Source organism: Streptomyces sp. NPDC086080, from assembly GCF_044540255.1.
Lineage (GTDB): Bacteria > Actinomycetota > Actinomycetes > Streptomycetales > Streptomycetaceae > Streptomyces.
This window is the reverse complement of record NZ_JBITRU010000025.1, coordinates 64,960-89,661: the sequence shown is the minus strand read 5'-3', so window position 1 is coordinate 89,661 and position 24,702 is coordinate 64,960. Positions and strand designations below refer to the sequence as shown.

Genomic DNA, 24,702 nt, shown 5'->3' with positions numbered 1-24,702 from the left:
GCGGCCGGTGACTTCTTCTGGCTAGAGTGAGCCTCCAATTCACCGCGTGCAAGGGCGAGTTCAGGTGTGCAGAGATGTGCTGACGTGCGCCTGGTGTGCGCCCGTTCAGTGAGGACTGGCGTGTTCCTGGCTGTCTCCGCATGCCCCAGCGTCCTACCGTGCGGGAACCGGAGATGCTGTTTCGCCTGCCGACGTTCACCAGGACGCGCAGACAGGGCACACGGTCTTGTCCGACACTGAATGGAACGCGGCAGGGTGATGATGGACCGAAACGCCGACGCCCCGTGGTCGAAGTTCGATCCAGAGGCCTATGTCGACCTCAATTACCGCACTCCGCTCGAGGTCGATCTGCTGATCGTGCGACTGATGCGTGACTATTTCAGCGGCTGTTACGCGAACGGGGTACCGGACGCGGTGCGGGGTGTCGACGTCGGCGCCGGCGCGAACCTCTATCCGGCGCTGTCCATGCTGCCCTGGTGCGAGAAGGTCCTCCTGCTCGAATACGCCCGCCCCAACGTCGAGTATCTGGAGAAGCAGGCGTCGCCGGCCGGGTACGACGTGGTGTGGGATCCGTTCTGGGAGGTCCTGCGCGACGATGCCGCCTACCGCGGTGTCGAGCCGCGGAGCCGGTTCAGTGAGATCGTCCGCGTGGAGCGGGGCAACCTCCTGGACCTCGACGGACAGCGGCGCTGGGACATCGGGACGATGTTCTTCGTCGCCGACTCCATGTCCGAGTGCCCCGACGAGTTCCGGCGGGGCGTGACCTGCTTCATGGGCGCCCTGAACGAGGGTGCTCCGTTCGCCGCGGCCTTCATGAAGGAGTCGGTCGGTTACCAGGTCGGCGACCACCGGTATCCGGCCTACCGGGTGAACGAGGACCGGGTCCGGGAGAACCTGGAGGGCTACGTCGACGAGCTGGACATCCACGATCTGCACCACATGGTGCGGCCGGGACACGAGGGAATGATCCTCGCCCTGGGACGGCGGAATACGGCGATTGCCACCCCGTAGGAACGGGGACCATGTCTGCACACGGGCAACCGGATCTGTGCGAGGGGTAGGGGGATGCAGATCAAGCCACGCCAGCATCTGCTGGACATCTGGCGGGCGGCGGCACGTCACTCGTTCGACGACGGCAAACTTCTCTGGGGCGACACCGACGGGCTCAGCAGCGTCGCGGACGCGGAGCGGCTGCTCTGCCTGCTGTATCCCGCCACCGAGATCCCCGCTTTCCGCCTGGACCAGCCGGACACCACCGAGCAGGACGTCCTGCGTGCGCTGGAACGGGTCGGCAGCCGGCTGGAGATCCCCCCGAACCTGATCACCGCGCTGACCCAGTTCATGCGCACCTACACCGGGCCCGACGACAGCCCCACCTTCGCCGGCGGACCGTACTTCAAGCCCGTCGACACCGAAGAGGAACTCACCTACGAACAGGGCAAGTTAGGTGTCGTCGACTCCTACTCCATGTCCGTCACGCTCTGTCTCGCCACCCTGGGCTTCCTCAAGGTCTACGAGACCAGCACCACCCGCCCCGAAGTGCGCAGAGCCCTCGGCGAGCTGCGGGACGCCACCAACACACGGCTGACCGCCGCGATGATCAGCCTGCTGCGCTCCTTCACCGTCAACGTCTTCGACGCCGAGTCCGAACAGGGCCGGCGGCTGATCCAGGTCATCGGCCAGAACAGACACTCCGACCGGGCGGTGCTCCAGCAGTTCTCCCGCCGCTTCCGTCCGCTGCGCGCCACCATCATCGAAAGCCTCAGCCGCGGCATCCAGGTCGACGAGAGCATCCGCGACGAGACCCAGCTCTTCGAGTGCGGCTGGGCCTGGGGCGTGGTCAAGGACGCGCCGCGGATCACCGACCTGGACGTGCAGGTACCGGGCCAGCCCGACGGCATCGCCGACCGGCTGCCCTACGTGTACTTCACCGTGGTCGCCCTGGACGGCATCCAGGACCTCTTCTCTGAGCGCACCCTCACCCTGGGCCTGCTCGACGCCGACCAGCAGAAACTCGCCGAGGCGCTGCGGCTGCGCTGGGAGCTCAGTCAGCAGTACTGGTCCGCCGTCGCCCGCTTCGGCAGCGAGCGCTGGCCCCTGGAGGACCTGCCCTGGCAGACCACCGGACTGCGCCTGGAGTCGGAGTACTTCTCCCTGACCGTCGCGGCCATCCTCGTCCACGACCTGGTCCGCCGGAAAGCGACCGACGACGACCTCACCCGCACCGTCGCCATCATGGAACGCCTCGCCGACCGCGGCCGTGTCACCAGCCGGATGACGAGGAACGATCCCGTCGTCCGGCTGCACGACCCGGGCGTCCTGATGCCGCTCGCCGGATCCGAACGCTCCGGGTCGCTCCTCCAGTGGCGGATGACCGACTTCTCCGCCCAGTTGCTCAAGCGGACCGTCCAGCTCGCCGAACTCTCCCGCAGCATCGACGCCCAGGACCGGCTGCTGCGCCTCGCCGAGCAGACCTTCGAGCACCTGTGGAACCGGAGAATCGCGGAGGGCGAGGGCGCCGGCCTCTGGGACAACGTCCGGGCCGTCTACCCGGACGCGCACGGCATCACCCGCCGGCTGTCCTGGAGCATCACCGAACGCGTCACCGAGTGCCTGGTCGCCGCGCGCAACATGTACGAGCAGCAGCCCATCCGCAGCCCGGAACTCGCCGAGCTCGCCCGGGACCTGCTCAGCGAGGCCACACACCTGTTCGGCAAGGAACAGATGGAGGCCACCGCCGCCGCCGACGGGAGCCGGGGCCGGGCCATGCGGAGCATAGAAAGCCGCCTGGACCACGCCCGCGGTCTGGTCGACGACCGGCCCGCCACCGCCTTCGCGCTCGCCCTGCCCGTGCTTCAGGAACTCGACACCCTGGCCCAGGCCCGGGACGCCGCCGCACAGGAGGGCTGAGCCGTGCTCGTCTTCGCCGCTTCCGACAAGGGAGGCACGGGCCGCTCGGTCACCAGCGCCAATCTGGCCTACCAGCGCGCCCTGACCGGCGACCATGTCGCCTACCTGGACTTCGACTTCGGATCGCCGACCGCCGCCGCGGTCTTCGACGTCCCCAGCGCGATGCGAGGCGCCGAGGAGCGGGGCCTGCACTCCTACCTCGACGGCGAGGTCGACGAGCCGGCCGGCATCGACATCTGGCGGCACACCGAACACCCCATGCTGCGGGCCCGGCAGAACCAGTCCGGCCGCCTGGTCCTCTACCCCGGAGACAAAGGCGGCGGTGAATTCGCCACCGGCGAGTACGCCCTGGAACGGTGCACCGATCTCCTGCTGCGGCTCAACGGCGAGTTCGACGTCGTCGTGGTGGACCTGAGCGCCGGCCGCAGCTACGCCGTCGACCTGGTCCTGGCGGCGACGGCCAACCCCCGGATGCGCCACGTCCCCTACCGCTGGCTCGTCTTCCACCGCTGGACCCACCAGCACGTCATCGCCGCCGCCGGTCTCGTCCACAAGGAGAACGGCATCCTCCACAGCGGCGTCGGCCGCGGACACGAGAAGGAGACCCTGGAGGGCAACATCCGTTTCGTACGGGCCGCCGTACCCGACCCCGAGTCGCCCCTGTGGTCACAGGTCTCGCACGCCCAGGAAGCCTGGATGCAGTCCTGCAACAAGGTGCTGCGCCGACTCGCCGCCGACCAGCGCATCGGCGACAGCGTGGTCCTCGGCACCGTACCGCTGGAACCCATCCTGCAGTGGCGCGAACAGTTGATCACCGAGGACGACGTGCTCTCCACTCAGATCGCCAACAAGGAGACACTGGAAGCGCTCGAGGAGATCGCCAGGCGGCTGACCGACGACTCCCACTGGGGGCGGCCATGACGGACGCGGTGTTCCGCGAAACCACCGCCGAACCACGGACCCAGTCGGTGCCGCTGTCCCATCTCTCCCTGGAAATCGGCCACTTCTACATGGAGGACTTCGAAGCCGGCCCGGACCACCTGCGCCGCCACTTCGAGCGGGTACGTCCCTGGGTGGAAGCGGCGCGCACGGCCGCGGCCGACCGGGCCGGCGGCAAACGCCCCCGGATCAGCACCTGTTTCCTCATCGACGACTACTTCACCCGCTTCTCCAGCCCCGCCGAACTGATCCCCCTCCTGCTGGCGGAGGCCGGCCGGGCCGGCCTGACGGTCGACTACCTGGCTCGCGAGTCCGGCTGCGCGGTCACCGGCAAGGTGCCGATCGCGGAGGCGGTGGCCGGCCGTATCGTCGAGGAACCGCCGCCCGGGAGCTACGGCAACCGCCCTCCGGCCGCACAGACCGGCTGGCTGGCCAACGGGGTGCGCAGCCCTGCCGCGCGCGCCCCGCAGGCCATGAGGCAGGCCACCGCCTGGCAGCCGCCCACGGAGACCGCGGCCCGCCGCCACTCCGTCTTCCTGGACGTCGAGCTCTGGAACGACACCCCGGACGGGCAACGCGTCTGGTCCTGCCCCTTCCTGGCCGCCGTGTGGCAACTCGCCCGTCTGGGGCTGCTGCGCCACCAGGGCGACGCCGTCCTCGACCCGCACCCGCACACCGCCGCCGGTTTCCCGGACGACTGGGACGAACTGCCCACGCTCGTCCAGCTCAACGCCCGGGCGGCCCCCTTCTCCGCCTACCGGACCTGCTCCGTGCTGCCCAACCGCTTCCTGCCCGTCGAACACGCCGTCCGGGTGATCCTCGACCGGACCGACGTGGACCCGGAAGCGCTGCGCCAGGTCGCCGAACGGTCGGCCCGCGAGGCCGTGCCCGTACCCGACCCGGTGGCCGACCGAATCTCCTACCTCTTCTACGAGGGGGCATGACATGCGGCCGGTCGCACGAGGGGCCCTGACATGAGGCCGGGGGAGACCACATCACGCGCCGTGCTCGCCTGCGGTGAGGTCCGGACCTGTCTGCTGCCCGCCGGACAGGCACTCGACAGCCGTGCCGCCGCCCAGCTGCTGCGCCTGCGCGCCGACGAGCGGGTCCTGGTCTCCGAACGCCCCAACCTCTACGGACGGTCCCCCGACACCCTCACCGGAGTCGACTGCCCGCTCCCCAGCTCCAACGGTGCCCGAGTCCGCGCGGTCGGCACGGTCACCGCCCGGGCCTCGCTCACCGAGGGGCGCGTCCTGCAGACCTCCGCGCACTTCCGTGTCCCCGCCACCGGCCCCGACCACCGCCGGCCCTGGGGCCAGTACCTGGTACGGCCCGGAGTGGTCGAACCCTTCGGCAGGCTGCCCCACGAGGCGGTCGCCGAGGGCCTGCTCGGCGGCGGACGGCACGGCGACCTCGACGTCGGGCTGATCGCGGCCGGACTGCAGACGCGGTTGCTGCGGCACCCGCTGCTCGACCATCGGCCGCCGCTCAGGTCCCGGCCCACCCGGCTGCGCTGGGTGGCCCTGCCCGCACGGCACGGCGACGGCCCCACCCTCGAACGGTTCACCCTCGCGGAGGACGACCTGCGCACCGTACGGCTGCGGGTCCCCGACGGCACCCGAAGTGCCGACATAGCCGGGCTCTGCGACGATATCGCGCTGCACGACTGGCTGCTGACGACCGTGGTCCGCATCCTCGACGGCATCCGCCTGGGACCCGGCGAACCGCGTCCCTGGCCGCGGCCGGGCCCCGCGGACGCCCTCCCCGCCGTGGTCGGGGCCTTGCGGCCGGCCGTCGACCATCTGCTGCATCTGTGGATGCCCATGGCCCGCGTGTCCAGTGAACTGACCCCACTGTGGGCCGTGTTGGAGGATCGACCGGGCTTCACCCGACAGTGGCTGGCCCTGGTGCAACGCGTCCGCGACCAGCTGACCCTGCACGCGATCCCCCCTGCGTACCGGGAGGTGGAGCCGACGTCCTGATCCGGCCCCACCGAGACGCCCACCAGCCGTGAGCGGACTCGACCGGGGCCCCCGCACCTTCCCGCACCCCGAACCGACGTGTTTCCCAACCGGGGGGAGAAGCGAGATGAGCACGGCACAGCCACCCCAGTCCGACGACACGGCCGGCCCGCCGACCACCGTGAACACACCAGACGACCCGGGAGCCCGGAGGACACCCCGCCGGCCCGCTCCGCCCCGCGCCGCGCGCCGGCCACCGGCCACCGCCACGGCGGGGGACGCCGGCCGGGAGACCGATCCGGCACCGTGGCCCCGCAGGCTACTGGCCGGCCTCGTCGTCGGCCTGCTCGCCTGGGGCGTCGCCGCGTTATTGAGCCCGGAGGACCCTCTCGCACGGCAACTCGGCGCCGCCGGACTCGTCGCGGTCGCCGCGGTAGTCGTCCCGTACGTCCTCCCGGGCCCGGACCGGTCGGCGGAGGAACGGGCACGGCAGGCGGAGAACCTGCTGGCCGAGACCGCCGCCACCGTGCGGGACGGACTGCGGCGCTACGACGAGCTGCAGAGTGGACTGACCCGGCACACCGAGGACATGAAGCAACTCGTCGAGACCCGTCTCGTTCCGTCGGCCCGCCCCGCCGAACCCCGGCCGGCCCCGGCACGCGTCCGCGTCGAACCGGTGCCCGACCTGGCCACCAACTTCGCCGAGGTCCTGGCGCCCAGCCTGCCGATCCTTTCCTCCTTCGTCCGCATGGAGATGCAGCGGGTGATCGGCCAGATGACGGACCTCACCACCCTGACCGCCGAGTGCCCCGGTGAGAACCACGACTGGATGCTGACCCTCACGCGTGCCGCGCAGGAGGCCATCTGCGCCACCAGCACCTCCGTCGACCGCGAGTTCTGGAGCAGCGAACCCGCCAGCCGCTACCTGCACGCCCAGCGCGAGGCGATCGAGAACGGCGTCCCGGTGCGGCGGCTGTTCCTGCTGGAGAGCGCACGGGAGCTGGACGACCGGCTGCTGCGGCTGTGCGAGGAACAGGAGATCCTGCACATCGAGGTGCGCGTGGCCGTCCTGCCGGAGCTGCCGCCGCACCTGCTGCGCGGCACCACCAACGACTTCATCGTCTACGACGAGGCGGTCTCCTACGAGATCGACCAGGACCTGCGCGACGTCAACATCAGAACCCGGCTCATCGCCCGACCGGACCACGTCCAGGACCGGATGAAACGCTTCCGGGAGCTGTGGGAGGCCGGCATGGGCGTGCGCGAACTGGAGGTACGGGTCGACGACGAGGAGGACGGCACCTGGATGGTCGACCAGGGGTGATCCGGCGGTCCGGACCGGTACTCCCCGGGGAGTAGTCGCAGCCGCATGCCACCCCACGCGGTACCTCGCAACTCGATCCCACGTCCGACGATCCGTGCCCCTTCCGCCGGGAGTCTGGGAACCGACCCAGACGCGACCGGAGGGGAGCCCCGACTCATGGGGGACACAAGAACACACGTACGGCGACGGCGCCTGGTGCCGTGGGTGGTGGTCGGGCTGTGGCTGGCCGCGCTCGTGCTGGTCGGGCCGCTCGCCGGGAAGTTCGGCGGGGCGCAGCAGAACGGGGCGGTCGACTATCTGCCCGACAGCGCCGACTCGACGCAAGTAGCGCGTATTCAGGAGGAGTTGCCCGGCGGGGAGTCCACCGATCTGGTGCTGGTCTACCACCGGGACGGCGGGCTGACGGCCGCCGACCGGGAGGTGGCCGCCGGGCAGGTCGCCGAGGTGGAGAAGGGCTACAAGCTGTCGGACGATCCGCGGGGGATCCCCTCCGAGGACGGCAGCACCCTCATGTACCCGGTCTCCAGCACCCAGCCGGGCCAGGACGAGGAGGCCATGGTCGCGTTCGTCGACGGGGTGCGCGAGATCACCGAGGGCTCGGGCGGGCTGAGCGTCGAGGTCGGCGGGCCGGGCGCCCTCGACGCCGACGCGGACAAGGTGTTCGACAGCATCGACGGCACCCTGCTCATGGCCACCCTCGGCGTTGTCACCGTGCTGCTGGTGCTGATCTACCGCAGCCCGTTCCTGTGGCTGGTCCCGCTCGCCGTAGCGGGCGTGGCCGTAGCGGTGGCGATGGCCGCCGGGTACGGGGTGCACGAACTGTTCGACGTCACCATCACCGGGCAGAGCGGCGGCATCATGACCGTGCTCGTCCTCGGCGCCGGCACCGACTACGCGCTGCTGCTCGTCTCCCGCTACCGCGAGGAACTGCGCCGCCACGAGCGGCCGTACGACGCGATGCACGCCGCCCTGCGCGGCTGCGGCCCGGCGATCCTCGCCTCCTCCGGCACCGTCGCCGCCGGACTGCTGTGCCTGCTCGCCGCCGACCTCAACAGCAGCAGCGGCATGGGCCCGGTCGGCATGATCGGGGTGCTCTCCGCGCTCGTCGCCATGACGACCCTGCTCCCGGCCGTCCTCGTCCTGCTCGGGCGGCGTGTGTTCTGGCCGCTGGTTCCCGCCTTCGGCAGCACGCCGAAGGCACGCCGGTCGCTGTTCGCCGCCATGGGGACGTCCGCCGCCCGCCGCCCCGCCGCCGTCCTCGCGGGCGGCGCGGTACTCCTCGGCACGCTCGCCCTCGGCACGCTCAACCTCAGCGGCGACCTCAGACAGGAGGACTCGTTCACCGACCGGCCCGAGTCCATCTCCGCGATGCGGACCCTCGCGGAGGAGTACCCCGAGCGGAGTTCCCAGCCGCTCACCGTGATGGCCCCCACCGATCGGGCCGATGCCGTCCTGGCCAAGGCCCGCGGCACGGACGGGGTCGCCGAGGCCGCCGCCGGACGCAGTGAGGGAGGCTGGACCGAGATCTCCGTGTTCGCCACCGCGGCCCCCGAATCACCGGGGGAGACCCGCACCATCGAGGCCCTGCGCGACGTACTCGATGACGACTACGGCGCCCACGTCGGCGGCCCCAGCGCCCAGCGGCTCGACCTCGCCGACAGTGAGGCCCGCGACCGCTCGGTGATCGTGCCGCTGGTGCTGGCCGCCGTGTTCGTGATCCTTGTGGCCCTGCTGCGCAGCCTCGTCGCCCCGCTGCTGCTCCTCGGCGCGGTGGTCGCCGTCTGGGGCGCCGCCCTCGGCATCGGCGGACTGGTCTTCGAGCCGCTGTTCGGCTTCGCCGGTACCGACCCCGGACTCGGGCTGCTGTCCTTCGTGTTCCTGGTCGCCCTCGGCGTCGACTACGGCATCTTCCTCATGCACCGTATGCGGGAGGAGTCACTGAACGGCGCCGATCCCGAGGCCGCCGCGCTCACCGCCCTGCGCACCACGGGCGGGGTGATCGCCTCCGCGGGCATCGTGCTCGCCGCGACGTTCGCCGTGCTCATCACCCTGCCGCTGGTGGCGCTCGTGGAACTCGGCTTCGTCATCGCGGTCGGCGTCCTCCTGGACACCTTCCTCGTCCGCACCTACCTGGTCACCACGGCGAGCGTGCTGCTGCGCCGCTGGATGTGGTGGCCCGGCAGGCTGTCCCGGGCGCCGGAATCGGCGCCGCGCGAACGGCAGCCGGAACCGGTCTAGCCACCCGCGAGTCGATCCCTGGGCGCCCCTCCCTCCCGGAGGGGCGCCCTCCTGCCGGAGGATGGAGCCTGTGCAGACGACGACAGTGAGCCCCACGGCGGTGGAACGCCCCCGCACCGGTGAGCGGATCATCGCGACGATCAACCGTGACCCCCTGACCGCCCCGCGCGCGGTGCGCAACGACGCGATCCTCGCCGCCTGCACCGCCGCACTGGCCGTCGTGCTGGCGCTGCTGGTCGACGACGGCCGCCGCCCGGACGCGCTCGGCTGGACGCTGCTGCTCGCCGCCCACGTGCCGCTGGCGTGGCGGCGGCGGCGCCCGTTGCTCATGCCCCTGCTGGTGCTGGCCGTGGTCGCGCCCTACCACGCCCTCGACAACATCCACGGCGCACCCATCCCCGCGACCATGGTCGCCCTCTACACCGTCGCCGCGACCGGCCCACCGCGCCGCACCCTGCTCATCGGCACCGTCGTCATCGGCACGACCCTCACCATGAACGCCCTCACCAACCCCGACGGCTTCGTGGAACTGGTCCGTATCACCGGCTGGGTCGTCGCCGTGCTCTTCCTGGGCCTCGATGTCCGCTTCTACCGCCAGTACGTCGCCGGAATCGTCGAGCGCGCCGAGCGCGCCGAACACACACGCGAGGAGGAGGCCCGGCGCCGGGTCGCCGAGGAACGCCTGCGCATCGCCCGGGACCTGCACGACCTGCTCGCCCACAGCATCACCCTCATCGGTGTGCAGACCTCCGTCGCCGCGCACGTCCTGGCCGCCGATCCCGAACGCCTGGACCGGGGAGCCGTCGCCAAGGCCCTCGACGACATCGCCGGCACCTGCCGCACGGCACGCGGTGAACTCCGTACGACCCTGGAGGTGCTGCGCGACAACGGCGGTCCCGAGGACGCCCGGAGCCCGCTGGCCGGCCTCGACGGCCTGCCCGACCTGGTGGAGGCGGCGCGCCTCGCCGGTGCCCGCGTGGATCAGTCCGTCCGGGCGTCGGGTCCGGTTCCGCCCGCCGTCGGTGCCGCCGCCTACCGCCTCGTCCAGGAGGCGCTGACCAACGCCGTACGGCACGCCGGGCCCGAACCGGCGGTCCGCCTCGACCTGCGCGAGGAGGACGGCACACTCCATCTCTCCGTCACCGACGACGGCACCGGCCCCACCCCCGGCAACACCCCCGGGTTCGGTCTCGTCGGCATGCGCGAACGGGCCCGCAGCGTGGGGGGCACGCTCGACGCCGGACCCCGGACGGGCGGGGGCTTCCAGGTGACCGCGACCCTGCCGCTGAGGACCGCCGCGACCCGGGAAGGAGCGACCGGATGACCATCCGCGTGCTGCTCGCCGACGACCAGACCCTGGTACGGGAGGCGTTCGCGATGCTCGTCGAGTCGGCGCCCGACATGGAGGTCGTCGGCCAGGCCGCCACCGGCAGGCAGGCGGCGGAGTTGGCCGGCACCGAGCGCGCCGACCTCGTCGTCATGGACATCCGCATGCCCGACCTCGACGGCATCGAGGCGACCCGTCTGATCGCCGCCGACGAGGACCTCGCCGGGGTCAGGGTCCTCGTCCTCACCACCTTCGACACCGACGAGAACATCGTGGACGCGCTGCGCGCCGGCGCCTCCGGCTTCCTGGTGAAGGACACCAGGCCCGCCGAACTCCTCGACGCCATCCGCACGGTGGCGGCCGGCGACGCGCTCCTGTCACCGGGGCCGACGGCCCGCCTCATCGAACGTTTCCTGCGCACTCCGTCGGCGCCCGTCGCCGGGGGTCCCGAGTGCCTGTCCGATCGTGAGCGCGAGGTGCTGGCGCTGGTCGCGCGCGGCCTCAACAACACCGAGATCGCCGAGTCGTTGGGGTTGAGCCCGCTCACCGCGAAGACCCATGTGAGCCGGACCATGGGCAAGCTCGGGGTGCGGGACCGGGCTCAACTCGTCATCGTGGCGTACGAGTCGGGTCTGGTGGCGCCGGGGAGCGGGTGAGCGGGTGAGCGGCCCGGCCCGGTCCGGCGGCTCACAGGCTGTGGTGGAGCCAGCGCTGGATGGTGCTGTTGATGCCGCCGGACAGGGCGCTCAGGCTCTCGATGGCCTCGCGGTCCTCGGGACGCGGCGGGATGCCGGCGGCGGTCAGGGCGGCGTGCAGTTCCAGGCGGCGGCGGTCGCGCGGGTCGATGGCGGTGTGGCCGGCGGCGGTGCCGAGGCGGTCGGCCGGGTTCGGCGGGGCGAGCGGTGTGGCCGGGTTCGGCGGGGCCAGCAGGTAGTCGCCCGCCGACTGCCCCTCCGCCGGGGGCCACCAGGCGGCGCTCGGGGCGTCCTGGACGGCGTGGTGGTTCGGGCCGTACTCGAAAGCGGTCGCGGTCATGGCGGACTCCTCACCGAAGGGGTGTCGGTTCTGCAGGACAGGAGTACGCAGGTCGGGGGACCGGTTGCGACCGGGGCGAAACGTCACACCAACGGCGTCATCGGCAGTTCATCGTCCGGTCGGACGAACGGCACACGGGGTAGCGGGGGCGGTGCCGCACGGCCGAGGTCCGCGCTCCTCGCTGCTATGCGCCCGGCGTGACCAGGCCCGATTCGTACGCCACCACCACCGCCTGTGCCCTGCTGTCCAGGTCCAGTTTCGTCATCGTGCGGTTCAGATGGGTCTTGACGGTCGCCTCGCTGATGTAGAGACGGTGGGCGATCTCCGGGTTGGACAGTCCGCGTGCGATCAGTTTCAGGACCTCCAGTTCGCGGGAGGTCAACGCGTTCAGTTCCACGGGTTGTTCGCCGGTGGTCTGGCGGGCGTACGCCTCGACCAGGCGGCGGGTGACGCTGGGCGCGAAGAGCGCGTCACCCCCGGCGACGGCGGTCACTGCGGCGAGCAGTCGTTCCGGTCCGGAGTCCTTGAGCAGAAACCCGGAGGCTCCCGCGCGAAGCGCCCCGTACACGTACTCGTCGAGGTCGAAGGTGGTGAGGACCAGGATCCGGGGCCCGGGATCGGCGGCCTGGGCCAAAATGCGTTCGATGGCCTGGATGCCATTCATTCCGGGCATCCGGATGTCCATCAGGATCACCTCGGGCGTGGTCTCGGCGGCGAGCGCCACGGCTTCCGCGCCGTCCCCGGCCTCGCCCACCACCTCGATGCCCGGAGCGGCCCGCAGCAGGCCCACCAGTCCGGCCCGGATCAGGAACTGGTCGTCGACGACGAGCACCCTGGTCATCTGGTGGCGTCGTCCCCCCGTCCTGTCGCCCGCGCGGAGGTCGGAAGGGTCAGCCGCACGGCGAAGCCACCTTGCTCCCGCGGGCCGATACTGATCTGCCCACCGTAGAGCTTGGCCCGTTCGCGCATGCCCAGCAAGCCATGACCGCCGTCGCTGCGTACTCTGGCCGAAATCACCCCCTCCCCGTCGTCCGTGACCGAAACGATCAGCTGATGCGGCTCGTACCGCAGTCGTATCTCCGCACGCGCGCCGGGCGCGTGTTTCACGACGTTGGTGAGCGCCTCCTGCACCACCCGGTAGGCGCACAGGTCCACACCGGGGGCGAGCGGGCGCGGCGTGCCCTCGACGGTGACGGTGACCGGCACTCCGCCGGACCGGATGCGTCCGGCCATCTCGTCGAGGCGGGCCAGGCCCGGCATCGGGCCGGCCGGGGCGCCGTCACCGTCGGAGCGCAGCACCATGAGCATGCGCCGCAGCTCGTCGAGGGCCTCCTTGCCGGTGGCGTCGATGGTGTCGAGCGCGGTCCGTGCGGTGGCGCGGTCGGTGTCGAAGACGAACCGGGCGAGACCGGTCTGCACGGAGATCACGGACATGTGGTGGGCGACCACATCGTGCAGTTCGCGGGCGATCCGGCCGCGTTCCTCGGCCACCTCGCGCCGGGCCCGCTCAGCCTGTTCCCGGCGCAGCTGCCGGGTCAACTCGGCCGAGCGGCGGGCGTCGAAGCCGAAGCGCCAGAGCACCGCCGGATAGACCACGGCCTGCCCGACGACGGACGGCCACGCGTCCGTGTGACTCACCACGCCCGCGTAGATCCAGACGCCCCCCATCAGCGCCGCGCAGGGGACCGAGAAGCGTCGTGCCCGGGAGGCGGCGACGGTGTAGACGGCGAGCATGGGACCGAAGCTGCCCACCACGGCCCAGTAGTCGGCGGCGACGTACACCAGCCAGGCCGCGTGTACGAGGCAGCAGACCACGGCAGGCGCCCGGCCGCGGAACACCAGCGGCAGGTGGACCAGGACCACCAGTGCGTAGGCGGTCGCATCGAGCGGTTCCTGACCCTGACGCGCGGCCTCCGGCCCCAGCAGCAGGGCCACACCGGTCAGTGCCGCCGCGATCAACGCGTCGACGGCGAGGGAGCGGATCCGCATCGCAGCAGCGTACGGCGAGGTCGGGTGCGGGAGCGTCAAACTTTCGCGGTACCACGGAAGTTGTAGGAACCGCGCGGCTGCCCCGGGGGTTCGGCGGGGAGTTCAACCCCTTGTGGGACGCGGGGGGAAGGCGTGGACCGTAGCGTCACATCACGGCAGGACAACACCGTCCGCCCGCATCGCGTCATCCGCGAGGACTTAGCAGTCGATGAACCGAAGGGGACAAACATGCCTTTCCCGCGTACCCGCACCCGTTCAGCGGCGCTTGGCGTCGCCGTCGCCGCGACGGCGGCACTGTTCGCCGGCGGCGCGGCACAGGCTGCTCCGGCCCAGGCGGTTCCGGCTCAGGCCGGCCAGTCGGACGTGTCCGTGCAGGGGTACATTCCCGGCAAGGACGTCGTGGTCGGGCAGTGCAAGGGGTGGCTGAACAAGAGGACCTCCGACGGATACGTCCAGGCCCTCGGGCAGTCGTGGAACAACCACGAATGCCTCTTCGTGTTGCAGCGCAAGCGCGTGGGATCCGGCGGCTACGACTGGACGGCCGTCTCGAACGCGTACTGGATCCTGAACAGCAAGAAGGCGACCGGGTACCACTGGAACGGTACGAACGCGGGCTCCCGCGTCTGCCTGTGGAACTACACGACCGGCAGCTCGGCGTGCGGTGAGGCTGCCTGGTAGCTGCGGCCCGGGGGGAGGGGGAACCGTCAGCGCTTCGGTCCGAAGCGCTGACGGTTCTCGTATGAGGGCCCCACGGTGCGGACGAACTCCGTCCAGGTGGCCGACCCGACGACGATCACTGGACCGCCGGTGTCCAACTTGCTGTCCCGGACGGGGACAACGCCGGGGACTCCGTCGGCTACTTCGAGGCAATCCTCGCCGCTGTCGCCGCCGCTGTGAGTGCTCTTGCGCCAGCGGGCGGCGCCGGGGAAGTCGTGGGCGACTTCGACGCAGTTGCCGCCGTTGCCGTCGCTGTAAGTGCTCCGGCGCCAGAGTGCCTCGCTCAGGTCGTACTCGCGCATTGTCTGAAGTCCTCCGCGGCCGACTCGATCAGTACCCGGGACGCCTCTCGTGGCAGCGCGTCCGTCCTGAGCAGATCGTATGCCGACTGAGCTCTCTTCACCACGGCCGGATCGTCCAGCAGAGTCCCCGAATACACGGCTTCTGTATAGGCCGTTGGCGGCGCGTCCTCGAACTCCATGAGCCGGAGATCTCCGGTCATCACGGCATACCCACCAGCCGTGTACGGCAGCACCTGCACCGCCACTGCCCGCTCGCGCGCGAGCGTCGCGATGTGCTCCAGTTGCTCAGCCATCACGGTCTCCCCGCCAACCGGGATCCGTAGGACGTTCTCGTGCAGGATCGCCCAGTACTCCGGCCGAGTTGCGTCCGCGAGGATGCGTCCGCGTTCCATGCGACCCGACACCTTCTCGTCGATGAACTCATCGGAGGCGAAGGGATTCATAGCCAGGGTGACCGCCCTCGCATAGGCCGGCGTCTGCAAGAGGCCCGGCACCAACGCGTGCGCGAACTCGCAGATACTGATCGCCAGCGTCTCCAACTCCGCTGCCTTCGCGAAGTAATCCGCGTACCGCCGGTCGTCGATCAGCTTTCTGCACAGCCGCTCGAAAATACCGTCGGATTGCAGCGCCTCGTCGATCCGCTGGGCCACGTCCAATTGCGGCTTGCGAATGGCCTGTTCGAACTGGCCGATGTAGCCGCCCGAGACGAAGACCCGCGTCCCCAGTTCCACCTGCGTGAACCCCGCGTCCTCCCGGCGTCGCTTCAGCTCCGCTCCGAAGAACTCCCATGCCGCCTGGCGCGAACCGTTGGCCATTGTTAACCCCTTTGTGCAGCGCCGCAGTTGTAGAGCGCAAACCCCTTCCGAGTGTAGGCACTCAGCGTCACTCTTGGGATACGAAGAGTGAAAGTCGAAGGTGAAGGGAATCAGGGTGACGGCACGGCATGCGGCGTACTGCGTCGAGGAAGCGGAGGAAGTGGTGAGGGAATTGCGGGCGGCACTCGCGAAGGCAGGAATCTCATTGCCGTCACTGGGGCTGGACCCGGTGAGTCTCGCGCGGGAGGCACCCTGTCCGCTGGTCGAACTGGGGCGGTGCTCGGTGGAGACCGCGCGGCGGATCATCGCGGCGGTGCCGCGGTGAAACCGCCCGTCGGCGCGTACGTCGTGGACACCGGGACCGAGCGGATCGGCATCGTCATGGGGCATGAGGGGCCCTACGTCCAGCTGAGACCGTACGGCGGCGGCCGGGAGTGGGACGCCGATCCCGGTGTCCTGCGGCACGCGACCCCCGCCGAGCGGCTGCGTGCGGCGACGGCGTACGCCAACGCCCGCAGCCGGGGGGAGGTGCCGTGAACGTGGGCGACAATGGATGCCATGAGTCTGTTCCGCGACGACGGCATCGTGCTGCGCACCCAGAAGCTGGGTGAGGCGGACCGGATCATCACCTTGCTCACACGGAGTCACGGACGGGTACGCGCCGTGGCGAGGGGGGTGCGCCGGACGAAGTCGAAGTTCGGCGCGCGCCTCGAACCGTTCTCGCACGTGGACGTGCAGTTCTTCTCCAAGAACAGCGAGCTGATCGGGCGCGGCCTGCCGCTGTGCACGCAGAGCGAGACGATCGCACCGTACGGCAGCGGGATCGTGACGGACTACGCGCGCTACACCGCCGGGACGGCCATGCTGGAGACAGCCGAGCGCTTCACCGACCACGAGGGCGAGCCGGCGGTGCAGCAGTACCTGCTGCTGGTGGGCGCGCTGCGGACCCTGGCACGGGGCGAGCACGCGCCGCATCTCGTGCTGGACGCGTTCCTGCTGCGCTCCCTCGCCGTCAACGGGTACGCGCCCAGTTTCACCGACTGCGCGAAGTGCGGGATGCCCGGGCCGAACCGGTTCTTCTCGGTCGCGTCGGGCGGTTCCATCTGTGCCGACTGCCGGGTGCCCGGCAGCGTCGTACCCTCGCCGCAGGCCCTGGAACTCCTCGGAGCGCTGCTTACGGGAGACTGGGGGACCGCGGACGCGTGCGAGGCACGGTACGTCCGGGAGGGGAGCGGGCTGGTGTCCGCGTACCTGCACTGGCATCTGGAGCGCGGGCTGCGCTCGCTGAGGTACGTCGAGAAGTAGGCACGAGGAGACGAGAGACACATGGCCGTACGCGGGTTCCTGGGGCGGCAGCGCCGGGAGTACAGGACGCCGGAACCGCACCCGTCCGGCGCGCGGCCCCCGAAGATCCCCGGGGAACTGGTCCCGAAGCATGTGGCGATCGTCATGGACGGCAACGGGCGCTGGGCGAAGGAGCGCGGTCTGCCGCGTACGGAGGGGCACAAGGTCGGCGCCGAGCGGGTGCTGGACGTGCTCCAGGGCGGGGTCGAGATGGGTGTGGGCGCCATCTCGCTGTACGCCTTCTCCACCGAGAACTGGAAGCGGTCGCCCGACGAGGTGCGCTTCCTGATGAACTTCAACCGGGACTTCATCCGCAAGACGCGTGACCAGCTGGACGAGCTGGGGATCCGCGTGCGGTGGGTCGGGCGGATGCCCAAGCTGTGGAAGTCGGTGGCCAAGGAGCTGCAGATCGCCCAGGAGCAGACCAAGGACAACGACCGGCTGACCCTGTACTTCTGCATGAACTACGGCGGGCGGGCGGAGATCGCCGACGCCGCGCAGGCGCTGGCGGAGGATGTGAGGGCGGGGCGGCTCGACCCGTCGAAGGTGAACGAGAAGACGCTGCAGCGGTACATGTACTACCCGGACATGCCGGACGTGGACCTGTTCCTGCGGCCGAGCGGCGAGCAGCGCACGTCCAACTACCTGCTGTGGCAGAGCGCCTACGCGGAGATGGTCTTCCAGGACGTGCTGTGGCCGGACTTCGACCGGCGCGATCTGTGGCGGGCCTGCCTGGAGTTCGCCTCGCGGGACCGGCGGTTCGGCGGGGCGATCCCGAACGAGGAGCTGCTGGCGATGGAGGGGCGGCCCACGGAGGCGGAGCAGCGGGGCTGAGGCGGTGCCCGGTGTGGGGGCCGGGCGGGGGTGGGCTTCGCTCACCCGCGCGTGCGGGGTGCCTCCCCCAGAGGGAGTACCCCCAGCGCCCACCCGTGCCGCCCTGGGGGCACCTCCCAGGCCTTCAGGGCACTGGGGGAGGCACGACTGCCCGCAGCTAGCTTGCGGGCAGGGGGGCTGACACGCGGCTGGTGGGAGCGCCCCAGGGGCGCGGGGAACTGCGCGACCCGCCACTACGCATCTGACGCCGCCGGCGCGCCCCGGCCCCACGGCGGTGTCGCGCTCGGCTCAACCCGTGGCGCACTCCGCGCAGGTGCCGAAGATCTCTACCGTGTGGGCCACGTTGACATAGCCGTGTTCTGCCGCGATGGCCTCGGCCCACTTCTCCACCGCCGGGCCCTCCACCTCGACCGCCTTGCCGCAGCTGCGGCAGACCAGGTGGTGATGGTGGTCGCCGGTGGAGCAGCGGCGGTAGACGGACTCGCCGTCGGCCGTGCGCAGGACGTCGACCTCGCCGGCGTCGGCGAGGGACTGGAGCGTGCGGTAGACCGTGGTGAGGCCGACCGAGTCGCCCTTGTGCTTCAGCATGTCGTGCAGTTCCTGCGCGCTGCGGAACTCGTCGACCTCCTGGAGGCAAGCCGCCACCGCTGCACGCTGCCGGGTGGCCCGGCCCTTCACGGGCGGTCCTGCGGTCGTCACGGGTTTGCCTCCTTGCGTCCGGCGTCTGCCCGGGCCATTGTGCCAGCCCGGGCTGAGGACGGTCAGGCGCCGACCCCGTCGCCGGCCGTGCGGCCAGCCGGGATCACGCACTCCGTGGGATCGTCGCCGGGTTGTGCCGCGGCCAGGGCCCGGGCGCGGCGGCGGGTGAGCGGGGTGGCCAGCGCGGTCAGCGCGATGAACGCGGCGATGGTCAGCAGCACGATCGTCGCGCCGGGCGGCACGTCCTGGTAGTACGAGGTGACCGTGCCGCCGATGGCCACGCTCACGCCGATCGCGACGGCGATGGCGAAGGTCGCGGCGAAGCTCCGGCTGAGCTGCTGGGCCGCGGCCACCGGGACCACCATGAGCGCGCTCACCAGCAGCAGGCCGACCACGCGCATCGCGACGGAGACCGTCACCGCGGCCGTGACCGCCGTGAGCAGGTTCAGGAACCGCACCGGCAGGCCGGTGACCCGCGCGAACTCCTCGTCCTGGCTGACCGCGAAGAGCTGCTTGCGCAGGCCGACGGTGACGAGGACCACGAAGGCGGCGAGCACGCAGATCGCGGTGACGTCGGACTCGGAGACCGTGGACAGGGAGCCGAAGAGGAACGAGGAGAGGTTGCCGGTGGAGCCGCCGGGGGCGAGGTTGATGAGCATCACGCCGCCGGCCATGCCCCCGTAGAAGAGCATCGCGAGGGCGATGTCGCCGCGGGCCTTGGCGTGCCAGCGGACCAGTTCCATGAGGACGGCGCCGAGGACGGAGACCAGGGCCGCCATCCAGACCGGGGACCAGCTGAGCAGGAAGCCGAGGCCGACGCCGGTCATGGCGACATGGCCGATGCCGTCGCCCATGAGGGCCTGGCGGCGCTGGACCAGGTAGATGCCGACGGCGGGGGCGGTGATGCCGACCAGGACGGCGGCGAGCAGCGCCCGCTGCATGAAGGCGTAGTCGAGGATCTCCATCAGCTCAGCAGTCCTGTGCGGATCGGTTCGGCGCCCGCGGGGGCGTGGGGGTGGACGTGGTCGTGGCCGGGCAGGGCGTGCTGGCCGACGGCCTTCGGGGGCGGGCCGTCGTGCACGACGCAGCCGTCACGCAGGACGACCGCCCGGTCGATCAGGGGCTCCAGCGGGCCCAGTTCGTGCAGGACGAGGAGGACGGTGGCGCCCTCGGCGACCTGGTGCCTCAGGGTCTCGGCGAGGACTTCCTGGCTGGCCAGGTCCACGCCCGCCATCGGCTCGTCCATGATCAGCAGTTCCGGGGCGGCGGCGAGCGCGCGGGCGATGAGGACGCGCTGGTGCTGGCCGCCGGAGAGCGCGTCGACGGAGTCCCTGGCGCGGTCCGCCATGCCGACGAGGTCCAGGGCGTGGCGTACGGCCTCGCGGTCGGCCCTGCGGAAGAGGCCGAAGCGGGTGCGGGCGAGGCGGCCGGAGGAGACGACCTCGGTGACCGTGGCGGGCACGCCGCCGGCGGCCGTGGTGCGCTGCGGCACGTAGCCCACGCGTGCCCAGTCGCGGAACCGGTGCCGCGGGGTGCCGAACAGTTCGATCTCACCGGCGGTGAGCGGTACCTGGCCGATGATCCCGCGCACGGCCGTCGACTTGCCGGAGCCGTTGGCGCCGAGCAGGGCGACCACCTCACCGCGGCGCACGGTGAGGTCGACGCCGCGCAGGACGGGCCGGGAGCCCAGCTCGGCGCGGACGCCGCGCAGGGAGATGACGTGCTCGGTCATGCTGCCCACCTCCGAGGGGGCGGTCACTTGGCGCCCAGGGCCGTCTGCAGGGCCTTCAGGTTGGCTTCCATGACCTGGAAGTAGTCGTCGCCGCGGGAGTCGTCCGTGATGCCTTCGAGGGGGTCCAGGACGTCCGTGCCGAGTCCGGCGTCGGCGGCGAGGGTCTTGGCGGTCTTGTCGCTGACGAGCGTCTCGTAGAAGACGGTGGTGACGCCGTCGGCCTTCGCGGTCTGCTGGAGTTCCTTCACGCGGGCGCCGCTGGGCTCGGACTCGGGGCTGAGGCCGCTGATGGCCTCCTCGGTCAGGCCGTAGCGCTCCGCGAGGTGGCCGAAGGCGGCGTGCGTGGTGATGAAGACGTCGGTCTTCCGGCCGGCGAGGCCGGTCTCGAACTTCTCGTCCAGGGTGTTCAGCTTGCCGACCAGGGCCGCGGTGTTCTTCTTGTAGTCGGCGGCGTGGTCGGGGTCCGCCTTCTCGAAGGCCTTGCCGACTCCCTCGGCGACCTCGGCGTACTTGACCGGGTCGAGCCAGATGTGGGGGTCCTGGCCGTCCTCGTGTTCGTGGCCGTGCTCTTCGTCCTCGTGGGTGTCTTCGCCGGCGTGCTCGTCGGCGTGCTCGTCCTTGGGCTCATCCGCGTGCTCGTCCTCGTGGCCGTCGGCCTCGGTGCCGTGGGACTCCAGGGACGTCAGGGTGGCCGCGTCGATCTTCGTCTCGACCCCGGACTGGCCGATGGCCTCGTCGACGGTGGGCTGGAGGCCCTTGAGATAGAGGGCCGCGTCGGACTCCTGGAGCTGCGCGGTCTGCTTGGCGCTGATCTCCAGGTCGTGCGGCTCCTGGCCGGGCTCGGTGAGACTGGTGACCTGGACGTGCTCGCCGCCGATCTGCTCGGCGAGGAAGGCCATCGGGTAGAACGACGCGACGACGTCGAACGTGCCGGTGCCGCCCGCGGCCGCGCTGTCGGAGGAGCAGGCGGTGAGGGTGCCGAGGCCGAGGGCGGTGACCGCGGCCAGGGCGGCCGCGGATATGTGGTGTCGTCGTACGTTCATGACACTCATTTTCAACTAATATGGAAACCGTTGTCAACAATGCACGTGAGGGCATGTAAGGGGCACCGAATTGGTGGCGGGGCAGGCCGCGCCGGTAGCCTGAGAGCTTCGCTGGAAGCAATCTCGCTCCGTCGCCCGTCGTCGTAATGAAGAGAGCACCGTGGCCGCCGACAAGATCGACACCATCGTCAGCCTGAGCAAGCGCCGTGGCTTCGTTTTCCCCAGTAGTGAGATCTACGGTGGCACGAGGGCCGCCTGGGACTACGGACCGCTGGGTGTCGAGCTCAAGGAGAACCTGAAGCGCCAGTGGTGGCGCTACATGGTCACCTCCCGCGAGGACGTGGTCGGTATCGACTCGTCCGTGATCCTGGCCCCCGAGGTGTGGGTCGCCTCCGGTCACGTCGCGACCTTCACGGACCCGCTGACCGAGTGCACCTCTTGCCACAAGCGGTTCCGCGCGGACCACCTGGAGGAGGCGTACGAGGAGAAGAAGGGCCACGCCCCGGAGAACGGCCTGACCGATCTCAACTGCCCCAACTGCGGCAACAAGGGCACCTTCACCGAGCCCAAGCAGTTCTCGGGTCTGCTCTCCACCCACCTCGGCCCGACCCAGGACTCCGGCTCCGTCGCCTACCTGCGCCCCGAGACCGCCCAGGGCATCTTCACCAACTTCGCCCAGGTGCAGACCACTTCGCGCCGCAAGCCGCCGTTCGGCATCGCCCAGATGGGCAAGTCCTTCCGCAACGAGATCACGCCCGGCAACTTCATCTTCCGCACCCGCGAGTTCGAGCAGATGGAGATGGAGTTCTTCGTCAAGCCGGGCGAGGACGAGCAGTGGCAGGAGTACTGGATGGAGCAGCGCTGGAACTGGTACACCGGTCTCGGCCTGCGCGAGGAGAACATGCGGTGGTACGAGCACCCGAAGGAGAAGCTCTCCCACTACTCCAAGCGCACCGCCGACATCGAGTACCGCTTCCACTTCGGCGGCAGCGAGTGGGGTGAGCTGGAGGGTGTCGCCAACCGCACCGACTACGACCTCGGCGCCCACTCCAAGGCCTCCGGCCAGGACCTGTCCTTCTTCGACCAGGAGGCCGGCGAGCGCTGGACGCCGTACGTCATCGAGCCGGCGGCCGGTGTCGGCCGGGCGATGCTCGCCTTCCTGCTCGACGCCTACGTCGAGGACGAGGCGCCCAACGCCAAGGGCAAGATGGAGAAGCGGACCGTGCTGCGGCTCGACCACCGCCTCGCCCCGGTGAAGGTGGCCGTGCTCCCGCTGTCCCGCAACCCGGAGCTGTCGCCGAAGGCGAAGGGGCTCGCGCAGACGCTGCGGCAGAACTGGAACATCGAGTTCGACGACGCCGGTGCGATCGGCCGCCGCTACCGCCGCCAGGACGAGATCGGTACGCCGTTCTGCGTCACGGTCGACTTCGACACCCTGGACGACAACGCGGTGACGGTGCGCGAGCGCGACACCATGAAGCAGGAGCGGGTGTCCCTCGACCAGATCGAGGGGTACCTGGCCTCGCGGCTGATCGGCGCCTAGCCTCCGGCTGCCGGGACCCTGCCGGGACCCTGCCGGGACCCTGCCGGGACCCTGCCGGGACCCTGCCGGGACCCTGCCGGGACCCTGCCGGGACCCTGCCGGGGGCGCTGCCCCTGGACCCTCGCCCGAGCCCACCCACCGGCCGACCGGCCGGTGGGTGGGCTCATGTCATCGTCGGGTCCACCGTCGCCTGGTGCGCCTCCGCCAGGTGCTCCTGCGCCTTGAGCCACGGCAGGAACTGGGCGCCTCTGCGCCAGCCGCAGGTGCCGCACCGCAGCGTGCGCTGTACCCCGGTGCGCAGGACGCGGACGGTGTGCTCCCGACCGTGCAGGTCCCAGCGGCTGACCTTGCTGGTGTCGATCTGCGGCATGGTGCCTCCGGCGGTCCGCGTGTGGGTGGTGCCGTTCTTGTGCCCCGGTTCGGGGACGACAAGGAGTGTGCAGCAAGAGCGACATCAATGGGTACGGGTCGGTGGGGTTCGTGCCGGGGGCAGCACCGGGAGGACACGCGTGCCGAGTGCCGCGCGGCATGCGGGACAATGAGGGAATGCCCATGCCCTCGCCGACCATGAACACGACCCCGAACGCGGTGAACACCGTCCTTCCCATCGGCCCGTACGCCGTCCGGCCGCCCGTTGTGCTCGCGCCCATGGCCGGGATCACCAACGCGCCGTTCCGTACGTTGTGCCGTTCCTTCGCCGGAGGCGAATCAAAGGACGGAGCCAGCGGTGGCAAGGGCCTGTTCGTCAGCGAGATGATCACGACCAGGGCGCTGGTCGAGCGCAACGAGAAGACCATGCAGCTGATCCGGTTCGACGCGACCGAGCAGCCGCGTTCCATCCAGCTGTACGGCGTCGACCCGGCGACCGTCGGCAAGGCCGTCCGCATGATCGCGGAGGAGGACCTCGCCGACCACATCGACCTCAACTTCGGCTGTCCGGTGCCCAAGGTGACCCGCAAGGGCGGCGGTTCGGCCCTCCCGTACAAGCGGAACCTGCTGCGGTCCATCCTGCGTGAGGCGGTCGGCGGCGCCGGTGAGCTGCCGGTGACGATGAAGATGCGCAAGGGCATCGACGACGACCACCTGACGTACCTGGACGCCGGCCGGATCGCCGTCGAGGAGGGTGTGACCGCCATCGCGCTGCACGGCCGTACCGCCGCCCAGCACTACGGCGGCACCGCCGACTGGGACGCCATCGCCCGGCTGAAGGAGCACGTCCCGGAGATCCCGGTGCTCGGCAACGGCGACATCTGGTCGGCCGGGGACGCGCTGCGGATGGTGCGCGAGACGGGCTGTGACGGAGTGGTCGTGGGCCGGGGCTGCCTCGGTCGGCCCTGGCTGTTCGCGGACCTGGTCGCGGCCTTCGAGGGGCGTACCGACGCCTTCGTCCGGCCCGCGCTGCGCGAGGTGGCCGACGTCATGGTCCGGCACGCCACCCTGCTCGGCGAGTGGATCGGTGACGAGTCCCGCGGGGTGATCGACTTCCGTAAGCACGTCGCCTGGTACCTGAAGGGCTTCGCCGTCGGCTCCGAGATGCGGCGGCGGCTCGCGATCACCTCGTCCCTGGAGGAGCTGCGGGCCGGGCTCGACGAACTGGACCTGGACCAGCCCTGGCCCACCGGCGCGGACGGCCCCCGCGGCCGTACGTCCGGGAACAACCGGGTGGTGCTCCCGGACGGCTGGCTGAAGGACCGGTACGACTGCGCGGGTGTCGGCGAGGAAGCGGAACTCGACGCCTCCGGCGGCTGACCCGCCCTCCGGGGGTTGTCCCGTCCTCGGGTGGCTGGCCCCGCCTGGGGTGGCTGTCTCCGCGTCCGGTGGCTGGCCCGCCCTCCGGGGGTTGTCTCGTCCTCGGGTGGCTGGCCCCGCCTGGGGTGGCTGTCTCCGCGTCCGGTGGCTGGCCCGCCCTCCGGGGGTTGTCTCGTCCTCGGGTGGCTGGCCCCGCCTGGG

Annotated in this window: 26 protein-coding genes; 16 read left to right on the top strand and 10 right to left on the bottom strand. The window is 70.8% G+C overall.

What is annotated here, in order from left to right; all coding sequences use genetic code 11:
• Positions 1-258: 258 nt before the first annotated feature.
• The 9 genes from ACIF9R_RS26430 to ACIF9R_RS26390 all read left to right on the top strand — a co-directional run bounded on the left by ACIF9R_RS26430 (position 259) and on the right by ACIF9R_RS26390 (position 11,355).
• Positions 259-1,011, top strand: coding sequence for an SCO2525 family SAM-dependent methyltransferase (locus ACIF9R_RS26430; RefSeq protein ID WP_399984817.1), 753 nt, complete (start codon positions 259-261; stop codon positions 1,009-1,011).
• 54 nt (positions 1,012-1,065) lie between these two features.
• Positions 1,066-2,910, top strand: a complete 1,845-nt coding sequence (locus tag ACIF9R_RS26425) for an SCO2524 family protein (RefSeq protein WP_399984816.1) — start codon at positions 1,066-1,068, stop codon at positions 2,908-2,910.
• A 3-nt stretch (positions 2,911-2,913) separates the two neighbouring features.
• Positions 2,914-3,831, top strand: a complete 918-nt coding sequence (locus tag ACIF9R_RS26420; RefSeq protein WP_399984815.1) for an SCO2523 family variant P-loop protein — start codon at positions 2,914-2,916, stop codon at positions 3,829-3,831.
• Entirely contained in the window at positions 3,828-4,793 is a 966-nt protein-coding gene (locus ACIF9R_RS26415) for an SCO2522 family protein (protein WP_399984814.1), read from the top strand. Before ACIF9R_RS26420 ends, ACIF9R_RS26415 begins: the two co-directional genes overlap by 4 nt.
• Before the next feature lie 30 nt (positions 4,794-4,823).
• Positions 4,824-5,831 (top strand): SCO2521 family protein, encoded by a 1,008-nt coding sequence (locus ACIF9R_RS26410; RefSeq protein WP_399984812.1) that lies wholly within the window; start codon positions 4,824-4,826, stop codon positions 5,829-5,831.
• 106 nt (positions 5,832-5,937) lie between these two features.
• The gene (locus ACIF9R_RS26405) at positions 5,938-7,134 is read left to right on the top strand and encodes a hypothetical protein (protein WP_399984810.1); all 1,197 of its coding nucleotides are present in this window, start codon (positions 5,938-5,940) and stop codon (positions 7,132-7,134) included.
• A gap of 156 nt (positions 7,135-7,290) precedes the next feature.
• Complete coding sequence (locus ACIF9R_RS26400) at positions 7,291-9,372, top strand: MMPL family transporter (protein ID WP_399984807.1); 2,082 nt, start codon at positions 7,291-7,293, stop codon at positions 9,370-9,372.
• A gap of 61 nt (positions 9,373-9,433) precedes the next feature.
• Positions 9,434-10,696, top strand: coding sequence for a sensor histidine kinase (locus ACIF9R_RS26395; RefSeq protein ID WP_399984805.1), 1,263 nt, complete (start codon positions 9,434-9,436; stop codon positions 10,694-10,696).
• Complete coding sequence (locus tag ACIF9R_RS26390) at positions 10,693-11,355, top strand: response regulator (RefSeq protein ID WP_399984802.1); 663 nt, start codon at positions 10,693-10,695, stop codon at positions 11,353-11,355. Before ACIF9R_RS26395 ends, ACIF9R_RS26390 begins: the two co-directional genes overlap by 4 nt.
• 31 nt (positions 11,356-11,386) lie before the next feature.
• Here the strand turns inward: ACIF9R_RS26390 and ACIF9R_RS26385 are convergent, their stop codons facing one another.
• The 3 genes from ACIF9R_RS26385 to ACIF9R_RS26375 form a co-directional block, all read right to left on the bottom strand.
• Positions 11,387-11,734: a hypothetical protein gene (locus ACIF9R_RS26385; RefSeq protein WP_399984800.1), complete on the bottom strand. Its 348-nt coding sequence runs from the start codon at positions 11,732-11,734 to the stop codon at positions 11,387-11,389.
• Between the two features lie 184 nt (positions 11,735-11,918).
• Positions 11,919-12,575 (bottom strand): response regulator, encoded by a 657-nt coding sequence (locus ACIF9R_RS26380; protein WP_399984797.1) that lies wholly within the window; start codon positions 12,573-12,575, stop codon positions 11,919-11,921.
• Entirely contained in the window at positions 12,572-13,723 is a 1,152-nt protein-coding gene (locus ACIF9R_RS26375) for a sensor histidine kinase (RefSeq protein ID WP_399984795.1), read from the bottom strand. Before ACIF9R_RS26375 ends, ACIF9R_RS26380 begins: the two co-directional genes overlap by 4 nt.
• A gap of 228 nt (positions 13,724-13,951) precedes the next feature.
• Here ACIF9R_RS26375 and ACIF9R_RS26370 point away from each other — a divergent pair, with 228 nt between their 5' ends.
• Positions 13,952-14,401, top strand: coding sequence for a hypothetical protein (locus ACIF9R_RS26370; protein ID WP_399984792.1), 450 nt, complete (start codon positions 13,952-13,954; stop codon positions 14,399-14,401).
• Between the two features lie 26 nt (positions 14,402-14,427).
• Here the strand turns inward: ACIF9R_RS26370 and ACIF9R_RS26365 are convergent, their stop codons facing one another.
• Positions 14,428-14,742, bottom strand: coding sequence for a DUF397 domain-containing protein (locus ACIF9R_RS26365; RefSeq protein WP_399984790.1), 315 nt, complete (start codon positions 14,740-14,742; stop codon positions 14,428-14,430).
• Entirely contained in the window at positions 14,724-15,557 is an 834-nt protein-coding gene (locus ACIF9R_RS26360; protein ID WP_399984788.1) for a helix-turn-helix domain-containing protein, read from the bottom strand. The genes ACIF9R_RS26365 and ACIF9R_RS26360 overlap by 19 nt, the downstream gene beginning before the upstream one ends.
• Positions 15,558-15,672: 115 nt before the next feature.
• On the opposite strand from ACIF9R_RS26360, the gene ACIF9R_RS26355 reads away from it, so the two are divergent.
• From ACIF9R_RS26355 to ACIF9R_RS26340, 4 genes are read left to right on the top strand one after another with little or no spacing between them, the layout of a single operon-like run.
• Positions 15,673-15,882 (top strand): hypothetical protein, encoded by a 210-nt coding sequence (locus ACIF9R_RS26355; RefSeq protein WP_399984785.1) that lies wholly within the window; start codon positions 15,673-15,675, stop codon positions 15,880-15,882.
• Complete coding sequence (locus tag ACIF9R_RS26350) at positions 15,879-16,094, top strand: hypothetical protein (RefSeq protein WP_399984782.1); 216 nt, start codon at positions 15,879-15,881, stop codon at positions 16,092-16,094. Before ACIF9R_RS26355 ends, ACIF9R_RS26350 begins: the two co-directional genes overlap by 4 nt.
• 21 nt (positions 16,095-16,115) lie before the next feature.
• Positions 16,116-16,862 carry a DNA repair protein RecO gene (gene recO / locus ACIF9R_RS26345; protein ID WP_399984779.1) on the top strand — a complete coding sequence of 249 codons (747 nt, stop codon included), beginning with the start codon at positions 16,116-16,118 and terminating at the stop codon, positions 16,860-16,862.
• 21 nt (positions 16,863-16,883) lie between these two features.
• Positions 16,884-17,735 carry an isoprenyl transferase gene (locus ACIF9R_RS26340; protein WP_399984777.1) on the top strand — a complete coding sequence of 284 codons (852 nt, stop codon included), beginning with the start codon at positions 16,884-16,886 and terminating at the stop codon, positions 17,733-17,735.
• A gap of 288 nt (positions 17,736-18,023) precedes the next feature.
• On the opposite strand, the gene ACIF9R_RS26335 is transcribed toward ACIF9R_RS26340, so the two are convergent.
• The 4 genes from ACIF9R_RS26335 to ACIF9R_RS26320 all read right to left on the bottom strand — a co-directional run bounded on the left by ACIF9R_RS26335 (position 18,024) and on the right by ACIF9R_RS26320 (position 21,209).
• On the bottom strand, positions 18,024-18,434 hold the full coding sequence (locus tag ACIF9R_RS26335) for a Fur family transcriptional regulator (protein WP_399984775.1): 411 nt from the start codon (positions 18,432-18,434) through the stop codon (positions 18,024-18,026).
• 62 nt (positions 18,435-18,496) lie between these two features.
• Positions 18,497-19,399 carry a metal ABC transporter permease gene (locus ACIF9R_RS26330; protein ID WP_399984773.1) on the bottom strand — a complete coding sequence of 301 codons (903 nt, stop codon included), beginning with the start codon at positions 19,397-19,399 and terminating at the stop codon, positions 18,497-18,499.
• Positions 19,399-20,166, bottom strand: a complete 768-nt coding sequence (locus ACIF9R_RS26325) for a metal ABC transporter ATP-binding protein (RefSeq protein ID WP_399984770.1) — start codon at positions 20,164-20,166, stop codon at positions 19,399-19,401. The genes ACIF9R_RS26330 and ACIF9R_RS26325 overlap by 1 nt, the downstream gene beginning before the upstream one ends.
• Positions 20,167-20,189: 23 nt before the next feature.
• Positions 20,190-21,209, bottom strand: coding sequence for a metal ABC transporter substrate-binding protein (locus tag ACIF9R_RS26320; RefSeq protein ID WP_399984767.1), 1,020 nt, complete (start codon positions 21,207-21,209; stop codon positions 20,190-20,192).
• A 160-nt stretch (positions 21,210-21,369) separates the two neighbouring features.
• On the opposite strand from ACIF9R_RS26320, the gene ACIF9R_RS26315 reads away from it, so the two are divergent.
• Positions 21,370-22,752 (top strand): glycine--tRNA ligase, encoded by a 1,383-nt coding sequence (locus ACIF9R_RS26315; RefSeq protein WP_399984764.1) that lies wholly within the window; start codon positions 21,370-21,372, stop codon positions 22,750-22,752.
• 163 nt (positions 22,753-22,915) lie between these two features.
• On the opposite strand, the gene ACIF9R_RS26310 is transcribed toward ACIF9R_RS26315, so the two are convergent.
• Entirely contained in the window at positions 22,916-23,122 is a 207-nt protein-coding gene (locus ACIF9R_RS26310; RefSeq protein WP_399984761.1) for a hypothetical protein, read from the bottom strand.
• A 176-nt stretch (positions 23,123-23,298) separates the two neighbouring features.
• Here ACIF9R_RS26310 and dusB point away from each other — a divergent pair, with 176 nt between their 5' ends.
• A complete protein-coding gene (gene dusB, locus ACIF9R_RS26305) occupies positions 23,299-24,501 on the top strand; it encodes a tRNA dihydrouridine synthase DusB (RefSeq protein WP_399984759.1) in 1,203 nt (400 codons plus the stop codon).
• Positions 24,502-24,702 lie beyond the last annotated feature (201 nt).